At 70.4% G+C, this 19,499-nt stretch carries 19 protein-coding genes; 6 read left to right on the top strand and 13 right to left on the bottom strand.

All coding sequences use genetic code 11. The features are described from left to right. Window positions 1-108: 108 nt before the first annotated feature. Window positions 109-2,817: an ATP-binding protein gene (locus tag ABD256_RS30320; protein WP_344426593.1), complete on the top strand. Its 2,709-nt coding sequence runs from the start codon at window positions 109-111 to the stop codon at window positions 2,815-2,817. Here the strand turns inward: ABD256_RS30320 and ABD256_RS30315 are convergent. From ABD256_RS30315 to ABD256_RS30300, 4 genes are all read right to left on the bottom strand, one after another. Beyond that, window positions 2,810-3,430: a LuxR C-terminal-related transcriptional regulator gene (locus ABD256_RS30315; protein WP_344426590.1), complete on the bottom strand. Its 621-nt coding sequence runs from the start codon at window positions 3,428-3,430 to the stop codon at window positions 2,810-2,812. The two genes, ABD256_RS30320 and ABD256_RS30315, sit on opposite strands and share 8 nt — an antisense overlap. A 224-nt stretch (window positions 3,431-3,654) precedes the next feature. Continuing rightward, window positions 3,655-4,368, bottom strand: a complete 714-nt coding sequence (locus ABD256_RS30310; RefSeq protein WP_344426587.1) for a hypothetical protein — start codon at window positions 4,366-4,368, stop codon at window positions 3,655-3,657. Between the two features lie 161 nt (window positions 4,369-4,529). After that, window positions 4,530-5,651, bottom strand: a complete 1,122-nt coding sequence (gene rlmN / locus ABD256_RS30305; RefSeq protein ID WP_344426584.1) for a dual-specificity RNA methyltransferase RlmN — start codon at window positions 5,649-5,651, stop codon at window positions 4,530-4,532. Window positions 5,652-5,671: 20 nt separating this feature from the next. Continuing rightward, complete coding sequence (locus ABD256_RS30300; RefSeq protein ID WP_344426581.1) at window positions 5,672-6,568, bottom strand: EamA family transporter; 897 nt, start codon at window positions 6,566-6,568, stop codon at window positions 5,672-5,674. 69 nt (window positions 6,569-6,637) lie between these two features. On the opposite strand from ABD256_RS30300, the gene ABD256_RS30295 reads away from it, so the two are divergent. Continuing rightward, complete coding sequence (locus tag ABD256_RS30295) at window positions 6,638-7,510, top strand: LysR family transcriptional regulator (RefSeq protein WP_344426578.1); 873 nt, start codon at window positions 6,638-6,640, stop codon at window positions 7,508-7,510. Here ABD256_RS30295 and ABD256_RS30290 read toward each other — a convergent pair. Continuing rightward, complete coding sequence (locus ABD256_RS30290) at window positions 7,467-8,483, bottom strand: serine hydrolase domain-containing protein (protein WP_344426575.1); 1,017 nt, start codon at window positions 8,481-8,483, stop codon at window positions 7,467-7,469. The two genes, ABD256_RS30295 and ABD256_RS30290, sit on opposite strands and share 44 nt — an antisense overlap. A gap of 83 nt (window positions 8,484-8,566) precedes the next feature. On the opposite strand from ABD256_RS30290, the gene ABD256_RS30285 reads away from it, so the two are divergent. Then, the gene (locus ABD256_RS30285; RefSeq protein WP_344426572.1) at window positions 8,567-9,505 is read left to right on the top strand and encodes a LysR substrate-binding domain-containing protein; all 939 of its coding nucleotides are present in this window, start codon (window positions 8,567-8,569) and stop codon (window positions 9,503-9,505) included. A gap of 78 nt (window positions 9,506-9,583) precedes the next feature. Beyond that, a complete protein-coding gene (locus tag ABD256_RS30280) occupies window positions 9,584-10,219 on the top strand; it encodes a PadR family transcriptional regulator (protein WP_344426569.1) in 636 nt (211 codons plus the stop codon). Here ABD256_RS30280 and ABD256_RS30275 read toward each other — a convergent pair. Next, window positions 10,159-11,001, bottom strand: a complete 843-nt coding sequence (locus tag ABD256_RS30275; protein WP_344426566.1) for a class I SAM-dependent methyltransferase — start codon at window positions 10,999-11,001, stop codon at window positions 10,159-10,161. The genes ABD256_RS30280 and ABD256_RS30275 overlap by 61 nt on opposite strands. Window positions 11,002-11,160: 159 nt before the next feature. Here ABD256_RS30275 and ABD256_RS30270 point away from each other — a divergent pair, with 159 nt between their 5' ends. Beyond that, window positions 11,161-12,006 (top strand): VOC family protein, encoded by an 846-nt coding sequence (locus ABD256_RS30270; protein WP_344426564.1) that lies wholly within the window; start codon window positions 11,161-11,163, stop codon window positions 12,004-12,006. Window positions 12,007-12,094: 88 nt separating this feature from the next. Here ABD256_RS30270 and ABD256_RS30265 read toward each other — a convergent pair whose 3' ends face one another. From ABD256_RS30265 to rpsB, 5 genes are all read right to left on the bottom strand, one after another. After that, window positions 12,095-13,048: a phosphatidate cytidylyltransferase gene (locus tag ABD256_RS30265; protein ID WP_344426561.1), complete on the bottom strand. Its 954-nt coding sequence runs from the start codon at window positions 13,046-13,048 to the stop codon at window positions 12,095-12,097. Next, on the bottom strand, window positions 13,048-13,605 hold the full coding sequence (frr, locus tag ABD256_RS30260) for a ribosome recycling factor (RefSeq protein ID WP_344426558.1): 558 nt from the start codon (window positions 13,603-13,605) through the stop codon (window positions 13,048-13,050). Before frr ends, ABD256_RS30265 begins: the two co-directional genes overlap by 1 nt. A gap of 54 nt (window positions 13,606-13,659) precedes the next feature. Continuing rightward, window positions 13,660-14,406 (bottom strand): UMP kinase, encoded by a 747-nt coding sequence (pyrH, locus tag ABD256_RS30255; RefSeq protein ID WP_344426555.1) that lies wholly within the window; start codon window positions 14,404-14,406, stop codon window positions 13,660-13,662. A 120-nt stretch (window positions 14,407-14,526) separates the two neighbouring features. Then, the gene (gene tsf, locus ABD256_RS30250) at window positions 14,527-15,342 is read right to left on the bottom strand and encodes a translation elongation factor Ts (RefSeq protein WP_344426553.1); all 816 of its coding nucleotides are present in this window, start codon (window positions 15,340-15,342) and stop codon (window positions 14,527-14,529) included. A 104-nt stretch (window positions 15,343-15,446) separates the two neighbouring features. Then, complete coding sequence (gene rpsB / locus ABD256_RS30245; protein WP_344426551.1) at window positions 15,447-16,310, bottom strand: 30S ribosomal protein S2; 864 nt, start codon at window positions 16,308-16,310, stop codon at window positions 15,447-15,449. Between the two features lie 382 nt (window positions 16,311-16,692). On the opposite strand from rpsB, the gene ABD256_RS30240 reads away from it, so the two are divergent. Then, complete coding sequence (locus tag ABD256_RS30240) at window positions 16,693-17,307, top strand: M23 family metallopeptidase (RefSeq protein ID WP_344426548.1); 615 nt, start codon at window positions 16,693-16,695, stop codon at window positions 17,305-17,307. 58 nt (window positions 17,308-17,365) lie between these two features. Here the strand turns inward: ABD256_RS30240 and ABD256_RS30235 are convergent, their stop codons facing one another. Further along, window positions 17,366-18,193 carry a FliA/WhiG family RNA polymerase sigma factor gene (locus ABD256_RS30235; RefSeq protein WP_344426643.1) on the bottom strand — a complete coding sequence of 276 codons (828 nt, stop codon included), beginning with the start codon at window positions 18,191-18,193 and terminating at the stop codon, window positions 17,366-17,368. Window positions 18,194-18,365: 172 nt separating this feature from the next. Further along, on the bottom strand, window positions 18,366-19,379 hold the full coding sequence (locus tag ABD256_RS30230; protein ID WP_344426545.1) for a tyrosine recombinase XerC: 1,014 nt from the start codon (window positions 19,377-19,379) through the stop codon (window positions 18,366-18,368). Window positions 19,380-19,499 lie beyond the last annotated feature (120 nt).

Genomic DNA, 19,499 nt, shown 5'->3' with positions numbered 1-19,499 from the left:
AGGGCATCAACGATCGCGGCTCCACCAGGGCGTCTCGGGCGGGGTGCCGCGCTGCTTCAGTACGATGACGTGCCTGAAGGGTGAATTCCCCGGTCAAAGTGGAGGCAAGTGCGGGTGCGAATCGTCGGCCACCAAGCGGAGCTTCGTGAGATCGGCCGGGTGACGACCGCGGCGGCCGCGGGACGCGGTGGCTCCGTGGTGGTGTCGGGCGAGGCGGGAATCGGCAAGTCGACGCTGCTGGACGCGGCGGCGGACCAGCTCGACGGCTTCACGCTCCTGCGCGCCACGGGCACCGAGTTCGAGCAGGACCTGTTGTACGCGGCCTTGCACCAGCTCTGCGCTCCGCTGCTGGAACACCGCCACAAGCTCCCCGACGTGCAGCAGCACGCCATCGAAGCGGTGTTCGGCCTCGGCGCCCAGACCTCGCCGGACCCGTTGATGGTCGGTTTCGCCATACTGGGACTGGTGCGGGAAGCGGTCCGGGAGCGGCCGGTGTGCTGTGTGGTGGATGACGTCCAGTGGGTGGACGAAGCTTCCCGGCGCGCGCTGGTGTTCGTGGCGCGGCGGGTGACCGTCGAGCCGGTCGCGCTGGTGCTCGCCTCGCGCGACGCCGGTTCGGTGGCGGGCATCGCCGATCTTCCCCGTATCACGCTGACGGGCCTGGACAACGAGGACGCCAGGGCGCTGGTGAACAGCGAAGCGCCGACCGGGATCGACGCCGACGTGTTCGACCGCATCCTGGCCGAAGCGCGCGGCAACCCCTTGGCGCTGCTCGAATTCGCCCGCCACGGCGGGCCGTTCGGCGTGCCGGGCCCGCATCGTTCCCGCACCGATGTGGTGGCAGCGCTGGAAGCGCAGTTCGCGCGCCGGTTCGAGCTGCTGCCCGAACCCGCGCGACCGCTGGTGGTCCTCGCCGCGGCGGAACAGGTCGGTGACATCGGGCTGCTGCGCCGCGCCGCCGAGCGGCTCGGGCTGGACGGCGAGGACTTCGCGCTCGCGGAAGGCGCCGGGCTGCTGAGCCTTGGCCCGCGGCTGCGGTTCCGGCACCCGCTCGTGCGTTCGGCCGTCTACGCGTCGGCGTCAGCGGAGACGCGTCGGCGGGTGCACGGCGCACTCGCCGGCGTGCTCGATCCGGAGACCGATTCCGACCGCAGGGCCTGGCATCGCGCCCACGCCGTCATCGACGCCGACGAAGGCATCGCCACGGAACTGGCGCGCTCCTCCGATCGAGCGCGCCTGCGCGGTGGATACGCCGCGGCCGCCGCGTTCATGGAGCGCGCGGGAGAGCTGACCCCCGATCCCGGCCGCCGGGCCGCCCGCCTGCTCACCGGCGCGCAGCTGCGCCTGCGGGCCGGGGCGCCGAACGAGGCGCGCGAGCTCGTCGCACAGGCGGAGCGCCACCTGCTGGACGAACAGGGGTGGGCGATCGCCCGCCTGCTGCGGGCGCGGATCGAGTTCCAGGTCAGCCACAGCCCGCAGGCGACGGCCACGCTCGTCGACATGATCTCCGGATCGGCCCCGGACCAGGCGACCGAGGCCTATCTGGAGGCTTTCACCTCGTTCATGTACAACGAGAACGAGCCGGGCAGGCTCAACGACCTCGGCACCCGCATCCGCGAACGGCTGCCAGAGCGGCCCCCGGAGCGGCCGGTGGAGTTCCTGCTCACCGCGCTGCTGGACCAGATCATGCTCCCCGTCGACCAGGCGGTGCCCGCGATGCGCACCGCGGTGGCCGAGTGCCGGGTGACCTCCGGTGGGACGGCGCCATGGCGGATGAACCTGGCCTGCCAGGTCGCCACCGATCTGCGCGAAGACGTGCTGATGGCGGAGATCGCCGACCGCCAGGTGGACTTCGCGCGCCGCGACGGTGTGCTGGCCACCCTGCCCCAGGCACTGCGCTACCAGTCGATCGCCCGTGTCGCGCTCGGCCGGTTCGACGACGCGGCCGCCAGCCTCGACGAAGCACGCGCGATCGACGAGTCGGCGGGCACCATCCCGGTCGTCGGGCCCGATCTCGTGCTCGCCGGCTTCCGCGGGGACGTCGAACGCTTCCGGCGGCTGGCCGAGCCGATGGGCCGTGGGGAGAGACCGCTCGAAATCGCCGGCGAGCAGTACGCGACCACGGTGCTCCACAACGGGCTCGGCGACTACGAGACGGCCCTGAACTCCGCGCTGGCAGCGCAGCGACGGCACCAAGCCGGCTTCTACTCCATCTGGGCCGTCTACCCCGAACTCGTCGAAGCCGCCGCCCGGCTCGGCCGCACCTCGGACGCCGTCGTGGCGATGGACCACCTGGAAGCGCTGGCACGCGCGAACCCGGCCCCCTGGGCCGTCGCCGAACGGTCGCAGGCACGGGCGCTGCTCGAGCTCGAAGACGATCCCGAACCGCTGTACCGGCAAGCCATCGACAACTTCGCCCGCACCGGGATCGGCGTGCTGCACGCTCGCGCGCACCTGACCTACGGCGAATGGCTCCGCCGGGAGAACAGACGCGCCGACGCGCGGGTGGAGTTGCGCACGGCGCACGACATGCTGGTGCGGGCGGGTGCCCGCGCCTTCGCCGACCGCGCCAACCGCGAGCTGCTGGCGACCGGTGACCCGTCGGCCAGATCGGGCGGCGACGCACTCGCCCAGCTCACCGCCCAAGAGCGGTCCATCGTCGAGAAGGTCGTCGCGGGTGCGACGAACAAGGACGTCGCCACGATGCTCTTCCTCAGCACCCGCACCGTCGACGCGCACCTGCGCAACGTGTACCGCAAGCTGGGCATCTCCTCGCGCCGCCAGCTCCGCGAACTGGTCCCGCCGGAGATCAGATGAGACCGGCACGCGTGGCGAAGGCGACCGCGTGGGCGCGATTGCGAAGGCCGTAGCGGGTGGTCACGCCCGCTATCACGTTCTTCACCGTGCTTTCGGAGTAGCTGAGCTTCGCCGCGATCTGCTCGGTGCCGTGTCCGTCGGCCAGCAGCCGCAGGACGTCCCGCTCCCGCAGCGACAGGCCGGACAAGGTGAATCCGCGCGGCTCGAGCACGTCCTGCCGGATCTGCTCCAGCTGGGTCAGCAGGCGCGCTTGCAGCCAGGACGGAAAGATCGCGTCCCCTTCGGTGACCGCGAGAATCGTCCGCACCAGCGCGGCGCCGGTGACCCTCGACGGCGGCAGGAGAGCGGTCATCCCGGAATCGATGGCCGCGATCACCGTGTCGGGCCGGAGCGTCTCGGTGATCACCACGCACCGCGGCGGCGGCTCACGCCGTGAAGTCGTGCGGACCTCTCGCAGCAGCGACAGCACGCCGATACCGGTGTCGGCCACCACGATCACGTCAGCGAGCGCGAAATCGTCTTCGCCGACCACTTTGAGCCGCGGATCCGCGCCGAGCAGGCTCCTCACGCCGAGCGCGGTCACCGGATCCGGCGCGCGTACCGCGACGGTCACCGGCTGCACCCCACTCGACCGGGCAGTTCGTGGTGTCAAGACGGAACTCGTCACGAGACTCCTTCCTCAAGCCTGCGGACCACGTCCGATCCCCTCGCTGACGATGTCAGCGGGCAGGAACGGCGCGCATCGGCAATCGGGTAGGTAGAAGTCGCCTATTCGAGACGATGGCGCAGGTCAGCAACGACTTTGGAGCACCGCGTGACGCGCGGGAACAGCAGCCTTCACCCCCGGGGGTTGATGTTGGCGCGGGTGCCGTCCTTGGTGAAGGTGCCGTAGAGGCCGGTGCGCGTGGTGCCGGTGGTGAGGAACTTGAGGTAGTCGCCGTCGGCGTGCGGGCCCGCGACGTGGAAGACCGGCGCGGTGCCTGCCTGGAGGGCGTACCACTGGTCGACCACGATGCAGTCCGCGCCCCACAGGCCAGGGACAGGGACGGTGTCGCCGACGGCCTCCACCCGGTCGGCGCGGCCGATCACGGCGATGGCGTGCCCAAGGCCGCCCTGCTTCACGCCGATGTACTCGATCACCGTGCCGTTGTCGAGCGGGCTGTTCCTGGCCGTCAGGATGGCGATGGCGACCGCGTTGAAGCTTTCGCAGACACCGACGAAGGGTTGCTTGACGGCGCGCTCGGCGCCCCAGTCGAGGTAGTCCTTGACGCGCTGGGCGAAGGAGGGCGGGGTGTCGCCGTAGCCGAGGGACATCGCCTTGATCCGCGGGATGACCGTCAGCAAGGTGTCCGACCCCGGCGCGTACTGCACGATCCGGCTCTTCGGGTCCCGGCCGAACCTGGTCTCCGAGTTCGAGTTGATCGCGTTGTACGGGTTGTCGATGAAGACACCCTGGTCGGGCCCGTTCACCGGGTCGGCCACCGCCACCCCCAACGACGACGCCTGAATCCGCGTGGCGATCCGATCTTCGAGCGACTGCGCGTTGGCCATGTCCCGCTCCTCCGTCAGACGACCTGCCGGAAGGTCCATCGGCAACGGGACACCGGACGTAACGAGCAACCCGGAAACGATCCCTCATCGAGATGACAGCGCGCATCCGGATGCGTTGACAGCCAAGCGTTTGGCGTACGACCGGACCCTCTTCGCGAAGATCAGCCCTCAGCGGCGAGCTGCCCGCAGGCGGCGGCGATCTCCTGGCCGCGCGTATCCCGCACCGTGCACGCCACGCCACCCTCGTTGACGCGCCGCACGAACTCCCGCTCCACCGGCTTCGGGGACGCATCCCACTTGCTGCCCGGCGTCGGGTTCAACGGGATCACGTTCACATGCACCAACTGACCAAGATGCTTCTTCAACCGCTTCGCCAGCAAATCCGCGCGCCACGGCTGATCGTTGATATCCCGGATCAACGCGTACTCGATCGACACCCGGCGGCCCGACGTGTCCGCGTAATAGCGAGCAGCCTCCAGAACCTCGTCCACCGACCACCGGTTGTTCACCGGCACCAGCGTGTCCCGCAACTCGTCATCCGGAGTGTGCAACGACACCGCCAACCGAACCTGCATCTTCTCGTCCGCCAGCTTGCGGATAGCGGGAGCGAGACCCACCGTCGACACCGTCACCGAACGCTGCGAAATACCAAGACCCTCCGGCGCGGGCTCCGTGATCCGCCGCACCGCGGCCACCACGCGCTTGTAGTTCGCCAGTGGCTCACCCATGCCCATGAAGACGATGTTCGACAGGCGGCCGGGGTTCGGTTTCCCGGACGAGTCCGGCATCAGGCCGTCACGCATGACGGCGGCCGCCGAGCGCACCTGGTCCACGATCTCCGCGGTGGACAGGTTCCGGTCGAGGCCGCCCTGCCCGGTCGCGCAGAACGGGCACGCCATCCCGCAGCCCGCCTGGCTCGAAATGCACAGGGTCGCCCGCCCCGGGTAGCGCATCAGCACGCTTTCCAGCAGCGTGCCGTCGTGCGCGCGCCACAGCATCTTCCGCGTGCTGCCGTCATCGCACGCCAGCGAGCGCACTTCGGTGAGCAGGGGCGGCATCAGCTCGTCGACGAGCCGCTGGCGCGAGGCAGCCGGGATATCGGTCATCGCCTCCGGGTCGACGGTCAGCCGCGAGAAGTAGTGATTCGACAACTGCTTGGCACGAAAGGGCTTCTCGCCGAGTTCGGCGACGGCGGCGGCGCGCTCGCTCGCGGAAAGATCAGCGAGGTGCCTCGGCGGCAACCCACGCCGAGGGGCCTCGAACACCAAAGGAAGAGTCGACACGACTCCGTAGTGTCCCATGGTCAACGGCCCGCGCGACAGGTGGGGCGCGGCGGTGCGACCTGGGCCGACGGCCGCACGGTGACGAGGCTGACCGCGTTCGCGGTCACGACCGCCGCGATCGCGAGCCAGTCGAGCCAGGCGAGCGGCTCGTGCAGCACGACCAGTCCGACCAGCGCCGCCAGCACCGGGTTGACGCTCATGAACACGCCGAAGAACCGCGCGGGCACGCGCCGCAACGCGAGCAGGTCGAACAACAGCGGCACGGCCGACGAAAGCACGCCCGCGACGGCCGCGCACCCGAGCACGACGAGCGAAGGGCGCGCTTCGATGAGCACCGGCACCCCGGCGGCCACGTAGAACAGCGCCGAAGTCCCGGCCGCCGCGGCACTTCCCCGCACGCCCGGCACCCTGGCGCCGACGACCCGGTTCAGCAGGATGTAGCCCGCCCACGAAGCCGCGGCGATCAGGGCGAGCGCGATACCTAGGTAGTCCGTGGTCAGCTTCGGCCGCGTCAGCACGAGCACGGCAACGCCGACGACGACCGCGCAGGCGCCGTCCAGCAGGCGCCGCGCGGGCGCCAGTGCCACGGCCAGGGGGCCGAGGAATTCCAGGGTCACCGCCAGTCCCAGCCCGACGCGGTCGATCGCGGCGTAGAGCGACAGGTTCATCGTGGCGTAGACGACGGCGAGCCCCAGCACGGGTCGCCACTGCCACCAGGTGAGCGACCGCAGCGACGGCCTGCCCACGGCGAGCAGCACGATCCCGGCCACCCACTGCCGCACCGCGACCACGCCGAGCGGCCCCAGCACCGGGAAGGCCAGCGCGCCGACACCCGCGCCCACCTGGTTGGCCATCCCGCTGGCGAGCATCATCGCCACCCCCGCCGAGCGCTGCCCTTCTGCCGTACGCGTCTTCATGCACCGAAGCGTGCCTCGTCGATTCACATAACCAAAATGCATAGAACGACGCTGCTATACGCTGGACGCATGGATCTGGAGCTGCGTCATCTTCGGGCGCTGGTCGCCGTCGCGGACGCGGGCAGCTTCACCGACGCCGCCGTCGAACTGGGCGTGTCCCAGGCCGCGGTGTCCCGCACGCTCATCGCGCTGGAAGACGTGCTCGGCGTGCGCCTGCTGCACCGGACCAGCCGGAGCGTCCTGCCGACCACGGCGGGCGTCCAGGTGCTGACGAGGGCCCGGCACCTCCTCGCCGACGCCGACGAACTGGTGCTCGAAGCCACCACGGGGCACACCCGGCTCCGGATCGGGCACGCCTGGGCTGCGATGGGGCGCCGCACGCTGGCGTTCCAGCGGCAGTGGGCGGAGCGGTACCCGGACGTCGAACTGCGGCTCATCCGGACCAACTCGACCACCGGCGGGCTCGCCGAAGGCCATTGCGACCTGGCCGTGGTCCGCACGGCGTTCGACGAACGACGCTTCGCGGGCGCGGTCGTCGGCCGCGAACGCCGGTACTGCGCGATGGCCGTGACCGACCCGTGGGCCTCCCGCCGCTCGATCGCACTCGACGACGTGCTGACCAGGACCGTGCTCGTGGACCGGCGCACCGGGACGACCACCGTCGACCTGTGGCCACGGGACCGCAGGCCCACGATCGAGTACAGCCAGGACGTCGACGACTGGCTCGCCGCGGTCGCCGGCGGTCGCCACGTCGGCATCACCCCGGAAAGCACCGTCGCCCAGTACCGCCGCGACGGCGTCAAGTTCGTGCCGCTGCGCGGCGCCCCGCCGATCGAGGTGCGCCTGGTCTGGCGCCGCCACGACCCGCATCCGCTGACCCACGCCGCCGTCGCGCTGCTCACCGACCTGTATCGAAAACCCGCTCGACCAGCTCGCCGATGAACGCGTGGTTCCGCTTCGCCCGTCCCGGTGAATGGGCCAGGAACACCACGCCGAGGTCCCGCGCCGGATCCGCCCACCAGGTGGTGCCGCCCGCGCCGGGCCAGGTGTACGCGCCGGTGTCGCGGTGCACCGCGACACCGAGGCCGAAGGTGTGGTGGGGCCGCATCTCCTCCAGGCCGCGCACATCGGTGCCCTCCTCCAGCCGGTCGGTGGTCATCCGGTCGACCATCGACGGCGTGAGCAGCGGCCGGTGCCCCAGCAACGCGGCGACGAAGGCGAGGTAGTCCTCCGCGGTGCCGACGAGTCCGGCGCCGCCGGAATCGAACCGCGCGCGGGAGAGGTCCGGCAGGCTCTCACCGGGCAGTGGCTTGGCGTACCGGTCCGGGTCCGCGACGCCGAACCCGGTCTCGGTCATCCCCAGCGGCCGGAACACCGCGTCCCGGAGGAAGTCGCCGAGCCGCCCGCCGGTGCGCCGCTCGACGGCCAGCCCGATCAGGTCGAGCCCCCAGCCGTAGTGCCACCGTTCGCCCGGCGCGTGCAGCAGCGGCAGCGGCGCGAGCCGTCCGACGAACTCGTCGCCGGTGAAGGCCGTCATGCCGTCGCCGACGGCGTTCGCGTACCTGCGGTGCACCTCGGTCGACCCGAGCAGGCCCTCCACGATGCCCGAGGTGTGGCGAAGCAGGTCGAGCACGGTCGGCTGCACGGCGCGGCCGGCGAACTCGGGCAGGAGCCCGCCCAGTTCGGTGCCGAGGTCCAGGAGCTGGAGCGCACCCGCGGTGGTCACCGGCTTCGTCATCGACGCCAGCCAGAACAGCGTGTCCTCGGTCATCGGGACCCGCGCCACCGGGTCGCGGTACCCGACCGCGCTCAGGTGCACGACCGCACCCCGGTGCAGGATCCCCACCACGGCTCCCGGCAGCCGTCCCGCGGCGACTTCCGCGGACAGGGCCGTGTCGATCAGTTCCCAGTTCACGCCCCGATCGTGACCCGCGCGTCCCATGCCCGGCAAATGCCGATTCCATGCCCGGCATACCGAAATCGGCATACCGTGCGGCCATGAAGCCACCACAGCTCCTCGACGGCAGGCTCAAGATCCGTCACCTCACGCTCGTGGACGCACTCGCCGAGCACGGGAGCGTGGTCCGTGCCGCGGACCACCTGCGCATCACCCAGCCCGCGGCCACCAGGTCGCTCCGCGAGCTCGAAGAGATCATCGGCGCGCGCCTGTTCGACCGCGGGCCCCGCGGGATCACGGCCACGACGGTCGGCAGCGCCGTGGTCGAGCACGCCCGCGCGGTGCTGGGACACCTCAGGCAGGCGAGCAGGCACGTCGTCGAACTGAACGACGCCGATCGCGGCACGGTCACCGTCGGAACGCACCTCGCCGGCGCGAACCTCCTGGTGCCGCGCGCCATCGCGCGCCTCAAGCGGGATCACCCCGAGCTGACCGTCGTCGTGCGCGAGGACCGGCTGTCCGTGCTGCACGAAGACCTGCTCGCCGGCCGCCTCGACCTCGTGGTCGGCCGCCTCGGCCCGACGGCCGCCCCCTCGCCGCTGACCCAGGAATGCCTCTACGACGAGCCGATCCGGCTGGTCGTGCGCGCCGGGCACGCCGCGCTCGGCGGGCACGCCCCGCTGTCGGCGCTGGCCGCGCACCCGTGGGTGTTCCCCCTTCCCGGCACCGGGCTCCGGCGCGAGCTGGAGGACGCGTTCGTGCACGAGCGCGTCGCGCTCCCGGTCGACCGGGTCGACTGCGACTCGATCCTCACGCTGCGGCAACTCGTGCTCGAAACGGAGGCCGTGGCGGCGCTGCCCGCACTCGTCGCCGAGGAGGACGACAGGTTCGCGGTGCTGCCGACGAAGCTGCCCGGCGTACGTCTTTCCGTCGGTGTGACGCTTCCCGCCGAGCGCCCCAGCGGTCCCGCGACCAGCGCTTTTCTCGCCCACCTCCACGACGTCGGAGCCTGCCTGCTCGCCTGCGCCGACAGTCGCTAGTTGCATCACGACCGGTTCCGATATATCGTCAACGTGTCGGAACCAGTCGTTCCGACACCACGCAGAAAGGAATCGATCATGAGGAACCCCTTCAACCAGAACCAGGAATTCCCCCCTCCGCACGTCCGCGGCGCTTTCGGCCCGTGGGCACGCGGCGGCTTCGGCGAGTTCCCTCCCGGCTGGGGCCCCGGTGGCCACGGCGGCAGGGGACACGGCCCGCACCGTCGTGGCGGCGGCAGGCGGGGCAGGCGCGGTGACGTCCGCGCGGCGATCCTCGCGCTGCTCTCCGAGCAGCCGAGGCACGGCTACGAGATCATCCGCGAAATCGCCGAGCGCAGCGACGGGCTGTGGCGGCCGAGTCCCGGCTCGGTCTACCCGACCCTCCAGCTGCTCGCCGACGAAGGCCTCGTCGTCAGCAAGGAAGAGGGCGGCAAGCGCCTCTTCGAACTGACCGAAGCCGGTCAGGAAGCCGCGAAGGCGCACGAAGGCGCGCCGCCGTGGGAGCAGATCGCCGACGGCGCGGACCCGGACGACATGAACCTGCGCAAGGCGGGCGGGCCGCTGCTCGCCGCGATCATGCAGGTCGCGCAGGCGGGTACGCCGAACCAGAAGGCGAAGGCGATCGAGGTGCTCAACGAAGCACGCCGGTCGATCTACGCCATCCTCGGCGAGATCGAAGAAGCCGAAGACGCCTCCGCCGAGGACACCGAGTGACGACCGAGGACGATGCCGGCCGGCCGCTCGCGGACATGCACGCGGTAGCCCACCGGCATCGTCACACCGGCCGAAGTGGCCGGGTTCATCCGTAGCACGTCCGCGATCGCGATCTCGGCCACGCGCGGGCTGAACTCGATCCGCAGCACCGCAGCCATCGCGGCGGTGTCGCCGAAGCGCCACTCGGTGGCCACCCGGCGACAGCGAAACCCTTGCGCGGTAAAGAACTTCTCGACTTCTGGCGGGTCGTAGTCCGGAAGGTCCTCGCGCATCCACCTGCCATACGGCTCGCTCGACACGTCGAGATCGACGATCGCGAGCCGCCCGCCGGGACGCAACACGCGATCGGCTTCTCGGAGCCCGGGTCCACAGCCGGGCCCGAAGAAGTACGCGGTACGAGCGTGCACCACATCCACGCTCGCGTCCGGCACGGGGAGCCGTTGTGCCGAACCGGCGGCAACGCCCGCGTTCGGCACTTCGGCGACCCGCTCGGCCGCGCGCCGCAACAACGGTGCGTGCGGCTCGACCCCGAGCACGGATCGCGCGGTTTCGGCGAACCTCGGCAGGTGGAAGCCGTCACCGCAGCCGACGTCCAGGACATCCCGCCCGGCCCACGGCGCCTCCTCGGCCAGCACGCGCCAGATTTCGCCGCCTACGTCCTGCGCGCGGTTCTCGACCTCGTACGCCTTCGGGTAGTACCAGATGTTGGGACTGGGGAGCACGTCCGCCTTGCGGATCCCCGGCGACCGCCCAGCGGCGCCCCTTCGGGCGGATTTCCTCACCCCCGAAGAATATTCGACTCTCACGCGCTGGCGTTAACCCGACCACATCCGGTGACCCGCGAGACACCGTCGTGTTTCAAACGGTGTCATATGAGCAATCAACGTCCCTCGTTCGACGTAGGATCACAACCTCACGACGGCGCGTGAGGAGGGGCAGCAATGTCGGTAGCATCACCGAGGACGGTGTCAGTCCTGCCAGCCGGGCTCCCATGTTGGGTCGAGCTCGCCAGCAGGAACGAGACCGCGGCCGAACAGTTCTACGGCGGCCTGTTCGGGTGGAAGTACCAGGTCAACAGAGATCCGGCGACGCCGACGGGGCGTTACTCGATCGCCAGCCACGACGGGATCTCCGTCGGCGGGCTCTACCGCGCGGGCAGCAGCCAGCCTCCCGGGTGGATCCTGCACCTGTCCGTGCGCAACATCGTGACCGCGGCGGAATGGGTCGAACACCTCGGCGGGCGGACCACGCTCGGCCCCGTCGACATCCCGGAGCGCGGCAGCATCCTGCACGCGCTGGACCCGTCCGGCGCACCGGTGGTGTTCTGGCAACCGCCGGACAGCTGGGAGTTCGGCACCGACATGCCGGCCACCTTCACCGGCGCGGACCTCAACACCCACGACGGCAACTCGGCGGACCACTTCTTCTGCCGCCTCTTCGGCTACACCGCGGAGCAGATCGGCGACGCGCACAGCATCGACTACGCGGAATGGCGGCTCGACCACGAGTCCGTGCTGTACCGGTACGTGATGGGGCCCGAATACCGCGCGGACACACCACCGCACTGGATGGTCTACTTCGAGGTCTCCCCCGCCCGCGGCACCGACGCCACCGCGGGCCACGCGATCATGCTCGGCGGCACGGTCGTCATCCAGCCGTACGACACCCCGTGGGGCCGGATCGCCGTCCTCGCCGACCCGGACGGCGCCGTCTTCTCGATCATCGACCACTCGCAGGTCGTAGAAGGCTACGGGAGAGCCGAAGTGGACGACCCGTACGTCGACTAGCCGCGGGCACGAGTGCGGCCATCAGGACGTAGCCAGCCGCGGCGAGGAACGGGACCCTCGGCCCCCGGCGCACGATGAGCCGCACCGCTCAGGGCGTGGGAACGAAAGCCGACAACAGCAGCCAGGACACCACGGCCGACGGCAGCAACGAGTCGAGCCGGTCCATCAGGCCACCGTGCCCCGGCAACATGGTGCCCATGTCCTTGATGCCGAGATCCCGCTTGATCAGCGACTCGACCAGGTCGCCGAGCGTCGCGGTCAGCACGATCGCGGCGCCGAACAGCAACCCCTGCCAGACGTGCCCGTCGAGCAGCAGTGTCAGCGTCAGCGCGCCACCGACGAGACCGGCGACCATCGACCCGGCGAAGCCCTCCCAGGACTTCTTGGGGCTGATCGAGGGCGCCATCGGGTGCTTGCCCTTGAGCACACCGGCCGCGTACCCGCCGGTGTCCGAGGCGACCACGCCGATCATGAAGGCGAGCACCCTGCTCGCCCCGTCCTCCGGCGGCACCAGCATCGCGGCGAAGGACGCGAACAGCGGCAGGTAGGCCGCGGCGAACACGGTCGCGCTGACGTCGCGCAGGTAGCCCTCGGTGCCCCCGGGCAGCCGCCAGAGCAGGCAGGCGAGCACGGTCAGCACGAACGCCGTCAGCGCGCCCTCGCGGCCGAACGGCCAGGCGAGCCAGATCATCGCCTGACCACCGGCGAGCAGCGGGACCAGTGCGACCTTGATGTTCGCGGCCCGCTTCAGCGCACCGGCGAACTCGATCGTGCCCACCGCGATCGCGGCCGCGATGATCGCGATGAACAGGTAGCGGACGGTGAGCAGCGAGACGATGATCGCGGCGCCGAGCACGACACCCACCGCGATGGCGGCCGGGAGGTTCCGGCCCGCCCGCGAGGCTTTCTTCTCCACCGGCTTCTCCTCCGGGCCGTCGCAAGGGATCGCCTCCGACGGCTTCACCGGTTCGCCGGAACGCGGTGTGGCGGGTCCGCTGTCACCCGCCACCTCCTCGCGCTCTTCGTCACTCACCTGGGACATCAGACTTCGAGCAGCTCGGCTTCTTTGTGCTTCACGAGCTCTTCGACCTGGCCGACATAGGAGTCGGTGAGGTTCTGCAACTCCTTCTCGGCGCGGACGACGTCGTCCTCGCCCGCTTCGCCGTCCTTCTGGATGCGGTCGAGTTCTTCCTTCGCCTTGCGCCGGACGCTGCGGATCGACACCTTCGCGTCCTCGCCCTTGCCCTTGGCGACCTTCACCATCTCCTTGCGCCGCTCCTCGGTGAGCTGCGGGATGACGATGCGGATGATCGTGCCGTCGTTGCCGGGGTTCACCCCGAGGTCCGACTCGCGGATCGCCTTCTCGATGGCGTTGAGCTGGGTGGCGTCGTACGGCTTGATGATCGCCATCCGCGCCTCGGGGACGTTCACGCTGGCGAGCTGGTTCAGCGGCGTCGGCGCGCCGTAGTACTCGACGACGATGCGGTTGAACATGTTGGGAGTGGCCCTGCCGGTGCGCACCGACGCCAGGTCCTCCTTCGCGACGGACACCGCTTTTTCCATCTTCTCCTCTGCGTCGAGGAGGGTCTCGTCGATCACGGCTACTCCCGTTGAGTGAGTGGTTTGTTCCAGCTGGAGTGAATCCCAGCAGGTCTAGGCCGACGGCCCACCGGCGGGGGTGCTCACCAGTGTGCCGATCCTCTCACCACCCACCGCGCGGGCGATGTTCCCCTCGGTGAGCAGGTTGAACACGATGATCGGCATGTTGTTGTCCATGCAGAGGCTGAACGCGGTCGCGTCGGCCACCTTCAGATCGCGTTCCAGCACCTCCCGGTGCGTGATCTCGTGGAACATCTCGGCGGAGGGGTCGCTCTTCGGGTCCGCGGTGTACACGCCGTCGACGGCCTTCGCCATCAGCACCGCTTCGCAGCCGATCTCCAGCGCGCGCTGGGCGGCCGCGGTGTCGGTCGAGAAGTACGGCATCCCCACCCCGGCGGCGAAGATGACGACCCTGCCCTTCTCGAGGTGCCGTTCCGCGCGGCGCGGGATGTAGGGCTCGGCGACCTGGCCCATCGTGATCGCGCTCTGCACGCGCGTCGGCAGGCCCTCCTTCTCCAGGAAGTCCTGCAGTGCGAGGCAGTTCATCACGGTGCCGAGCATGGCCATGTAGTCGGCCCGGTCGCGGTCCATGCCGCGTTGCGAAAGCTCGGCACCGCGGAAATAGTTACCACCGCCGATGACCACCGCCATCTGCACGCCGGTGCGGACAACGTCCGCGATCTGCACCGCGACGGAGTGCACGACGTCGGGATCGACCCCGACCGCGCCCCCGCCGAACATCTCCCCACCGAGTTTGAGCAGTACCCGCCGATAGCCGCCGCTGGGTCGCTCCGCACTCATGCTCTGCCGCCTCCGCGTCGTTGGAGTTCGTTGGTCGTTCGTCGTCTTTCGCGACTGTGCCCCGTCCCCGATGCCGACGGAGACGGGGCACAGTGCGCTACTGCTGGTGAAGCTGGCGACCTACTGCTGGCCGACCTCGAAGCGGGCGAACCGGGTGACGGTCACGCCCGCGGCGTCGAGGAGGGCTTTCACGGTCTTCTTGTTGTCGGTCACCGACGGCTGCTCGAGCAGCACGTTGTCCTTGTAGTAGGCGTTGACCTTGCCTTCGACGATCTTCGCCATCGCCTGCTCGGGCTTGCCCTCTTCGCGGGCGGTCTTCTCGGCGATGTTGCGCTCGTTCTCGACGATCTCGGCCGGGACCTCGTCGCGGGTGAGGTAGCGCGCCTTCAGCGCGGCGACCTGCATGGCGGCGTTGCGCGCGGCGTCCGCGCTGTCACCGGTGTACTCGACGAGCACGCCGACGGCGGGCGGCAGGCCGGCACCGCGACGGTGCAGGTAGGTCTCGGTGGTGCCCTCGAAGGACGCCACCCGGCGCAGTTCGAGCTTCTCGCCAATCCTGGCGGCCAGCTCCTGCACGACCTCGTTCACGGTCTTGCCGTCGAGCTCGGCGGCCTTCAGCTTCTCGACGTCCTCGGTCTTGGTCGCCTTGGCGACCGCGACGATCTTCTCGGCGAGCTGCTGGAACTCCTCGTTCTTCGCGACGAAGTCCGTCTCGGAGTCGAGCTCGATGAGCACGCCGCCGTCACCGGCGACGAGCCCTTCCGCGGTGGCGCGCTCGGCGCGCTTGCCGACGTCCTTCGCACCCTTGATGCGAAGGAACTCTACGGCCTTGTCGAAGTCGCCCTCGTTCTCCTCGAGCGCCTTCTTGCAGTTCATCATGCCGGCGCCGGTGAGCTCGCGCAGGCGCTTCACATCTGCGGCGGTGTAGTTCGCCATCGTGCGTTGTCCGTCCTTCTTCGGTACGCGCGGAAACTTGTTCGGGTACAGCCTCGCGACGTGCGGCCCGCCCGTCACCGGGCGAGCCGCACGTCCGCGGTCACTCAGGCAGAGGTGGTCTGCTCGGTAGCGGACTCGACCTTCTCGGCGGCCTTCTCGGCGTCACCGGCGGCGGTCTCGGAACCGGCGAGGACCTCCATCTCCCACTCGGCGAGCGGCTCGTCGGAGGCGACACCCGGCTCGGGCTTGTCCGCGCCCTCGGCCGCGGAGCCGTTGCGGCCCGAGCGGGCGAGCAGACCGGCGGCGGCGGCCTCGGCGACGACCTTGGTCAGCAGCGCGGCCGACCGGATCGCGTCGTCGTTGCCCGGGATCGGGTAGTCGACCTCATCGGGGTCGCAGTTGGTGTCGAGGATCGCGACGACGGGGATGTTGAGCTTGCGCGCCTCGCCGACCGCGATGTGCTCCTTCTTGGTGTCCACGATCCACACGGCGCTGGGCACCTTCGCCATGTCGCGGATACCGCCGAGGGTCTTCTCCAGCTTGTCCTTCTCGCGGGTCAGCGTCAGGATCTCGCGCTTGGTCAGCCCGACGAAACCGCCGGTCTGCTCCTGCGACTCGAGCTCCTTGAGGCGCTGGAGACGCTTGTGCACCGTCTGGAAGTTGGTCAGCATGCCGCCGAGCCAGCGCTGGTTCACGTAGGGCATGCCCACGCGGAGGGCCTCGCTCGCGATGGCCTCCTGCGCCTGCTTCTTGGTACCGACGAACATGATGGTGCCGCCGTGCGCGACGGTTTCCTTGATGAACTCGTACGCACGGTCGATGTAGGTCAGCGTCTGCTGCAGGTCGATGATGTAGATGCCGTTGCGCTCGGTGAGGATGTAGCGCTTCATCTTCGGGTTCCACCGACGGGTCTGGTGCCCGAAGTGCACGCCGCTGTCGAGCAGCTGCTTCATGGTGACGACGGCCATGGCCGAGATCAACCTCTTCTTTGTCGTGCCAGCCGGGCGTCCGCACCGGCTCGCGTATCGGTTTTATCGCTACCGGTCAGGTGACCGGCGGCCCTGGTGCGGCGCTGGTGCCCGGACCCCGGGGACAAGACCTCGGGGACCGCCGGGCGCCGTGTTCCGGAAGACCGGTCCGTTCGAACGGAAGGACCAGCGAAGACCCCGGAACATGCACTGCACGCGAAGTCAGCCCGCTTGCACAGGCTGCGCCGAATAGTGTACGCCGAGGCCGTGAAGGGGGCGGCACCGGCGGCCTCGAACGCGTGGGTTGTCCCCACACCGCCGAGTTGTCCACAGATTCCGGGCGGTCACCCCGTTCGCACCGCGTGCCCGAGACGCTGGGCCCATGAGCACCGACGACGTGCGCTCCGCCAGCGGAGCCATGAGCATTTTCCCAGCGCGTTCCCCGCACCACCAGCCGCCGCGGCGAGGCAGGCACCGCCGCGAAAGACCGCGATCCTCACGGCTCGGGGTCGTCGTCGCGATCGTGGTGTTCACCTGCGCGTTCACGCTGCCGCTGCGCGCGGGGGCCGACCAGGAGCCGCGGTTCGCCTGGCCGCTGTCACCGGAACCGACGGTCACCAGGACGTTCGAGGCGCCTGCCGGCCCGTACGGCCCCGGTCACCGCGGGGTCGACCTCGCGGCGGCCGAGGGCCAGCAGGTGCTCGCCGCCGACGTGGGCGTGGTCGTGTTCGCGGGCACCGTCGCCGGGCGCGGCGTCGTCTCGGTCGACCACGACGGCGGGCTCCGCACCACCTACGAGCCGGTCCTCCCGGCGGTCGCGGCGGGCGACCAGGTCTACCGGGGCCAGCCACTCGGCACCGCCATCGCGGGCCACCCCGAATGCGCGGTCGCGGTGTGCCTGCACTGGGGCGTCCGGCGCGGCGAGGAGTACCTCGACCCGATGGCACTGCTCGTGACGGACACCGAGATCCGGCTGAAACCGTGGGAAGGCCCGTGACCGGGCTGGCGGGTGAGCCGCGCCGGGTATCCGCGCGAGCGGCGTCCCGCCGGCCTGGTCAGACTCCCGCTTGCTCGACGAGCTTGGCGCGCAGGCGCAGCACCGCCCTGGTGTGCAGCTGGCTGACGCGGGACTCGGTCACCCCCAGCACCTTGCCGATCTCGGCGAGCGTGAGGCTTTCGAAGTAGTACAGGCTGACCACGATCCGGTCGCGCTCGGTGAGCTGGGCGATGGCCTCGGCGAGCTGGCGGCGGTTGTCCTGGTCGACCAGGGCCGCGACCGGGTCGACCGCGTCGTCGTCGGGCAGGGTGTCGACGAGCGAGCCGCTCTCCTTGCCGACCGCGACGAGGTCTTCGAGCGCGACCACGCTGGTCAGCTGGAGCTGGCCGTAGAGGTCGCGCAGGTCGTCGAGGGAGATCTCCAGCTCGGCCGCGAGCTCGGCGTCGGTGGGCGTGCGGTGCAGCCGCGCGCCGAGCCGCTCCAGCGCGCGCTCCGCCTCGCGCGCCCTGCTGCGGACCACCCTCGGCACCCAGTCCTGCGAGCGGAGGTCGTCGAGGATCGCGCCGCGGATGCGCTGCATCGCGTAGGTCTCGAAGCGCAGCCCGCGCTCGGGGTCGAACTTCTCGATCGCGTCCACGAGGCCGAAGATGCCGGACTGCACGAGATCGCCGACGTCGACGTGGGTCGGCAGGCCGGTGCCGACGCGGCCGGCGACGTACTTGACCAGCGGCGCGTAGTGCAGCACCAGCCGGTCGCGGATCCGCTGCTGCGGTTCGTCCACGAACTGGCGCCACAGCGCGCGGATGGCCGCGTCGACCTCGGTGCCCGATTCTCGTGACGTGGCCGGCGCGGGCAGCGCCGCGCCCTGCTCGCGGGTTCCGGTCATCCGCAGGTCGGTGGTCACGGCGAGACCGTTCTCGGCGGCGGGGTCAGTTCGGTCTCCTGGCTCGTAGGGTTTTCTTCGCTCGCCGTCTCCGTCGCGCGGGCGCGGCGTCTTCCGGGCAGGCTCGTCCACGCGCACCGGCTGCTGACCGGCCTGCACCGGTTCTCGCCCGCGATCATCGGGCGCGGGGATGCGTTCGGTCATGGATAGCCTTCAGCCGCTCGACGGTCACGTGAGTGTAGAGCTGCGTGGTGGCCAGCGTAGCGTGACCGAGTAACTCCTGAACGCTGCGAAGGTCGGCGCCGCCCTCGAGCAGATGGGTCGCCGCCGAGTGCCGCAGCCCGTGCGGACCCATTTCGGTCGCCCCCGGCACCGAACCGACCGCGTCGTGCACCACCCTGCGCACCGTCCGCTGGTCGACGCGCCCGCCGCGGGCACCGAGGAAGAGCGCGCCACCCGCCCCTTCGCGCCGTACCGCCAGCACACGCCTGCCGCCGGTCAGCCACGCCCGCACCGCCCGCTCGGCCGGCTGCCCGAACGGCACCGTGCGTTCCTTGTTCCCCTTGCCCAGCACCCGGATCACCCGCCGCTCGAAGTCGACGTCGTCGAGGTCGAGCCCGCACAGCTCGGACACCCGTACGCCGGTCGCGTAGAGCAGTTCGAGCAGCGCGTGATCGCGCAGGGCGATCGGATCCTGTTCACCCGCCCCGGTTTCCGACGCGCTGAGCGCCGCCTCAGCCTGCTCGAGCCGCAGCACCCCGGGCAGCTTGCGGTGCGGTTTCGGCGCCACCAGGCGTGCCCCTGGATCCTTTTCGAGCACGCCGCGGCGCCGCGCCCACGCGGTGAACGTGCGGGCCGCCGCCGCCCGGCGGGCGAGCGTGGTCCGCCCCGCGCCCGACGTGTGCTGCGCGGCCAGCCAGGACCGCAGGACCGCCACGTCGAGGTCCTCGAGCGTCGTGGTGACCCCGCTGGGCTCCTCGCCGTCGGTGGTGGGCACGCCGTGCAGGTACGCCAGCAGCAGCACCACGTCGCCGAGGTAGGCCCGCACCGTGTGCTCGGACAGCCCCCGTTCGAGGGTCAGATGGCGTTCGTAGTCGTCGACGACCCCGGCCGAAGCGCGCGGCAACGCGGCACGGACCCGTCGGAGATCGGGTCGGTGCGCGCGGTCGCGACCGTGGGAAGACGACATGACCCATCACGCTGCGCGATCAACGGCCGCTGGTCAAGCATCGCCACACCTCCGCCCTGCTCGCTCCCGGTAATCGGCATCAGTTCGATACCCAGGCACTCCTTCCAGTGGTTTTTGCCG

The organism is Amycolatopsis minnesotensis, from assembly GCF_039529815.1.
In the GTDB taxonomy this organism is placed as follows: Bacteria; Actinomycetota; Actinomycetes; order Mycobacteriales; family Pseudonocardiaceae; genus Amycolatopsis; species Amycolatopsis minnesotensis.
The sequence above is the reverse complement of the archived record's forward strand: the minus strand, read 5'-3'. Positions and strand labels throughout refer to the sequence as shown.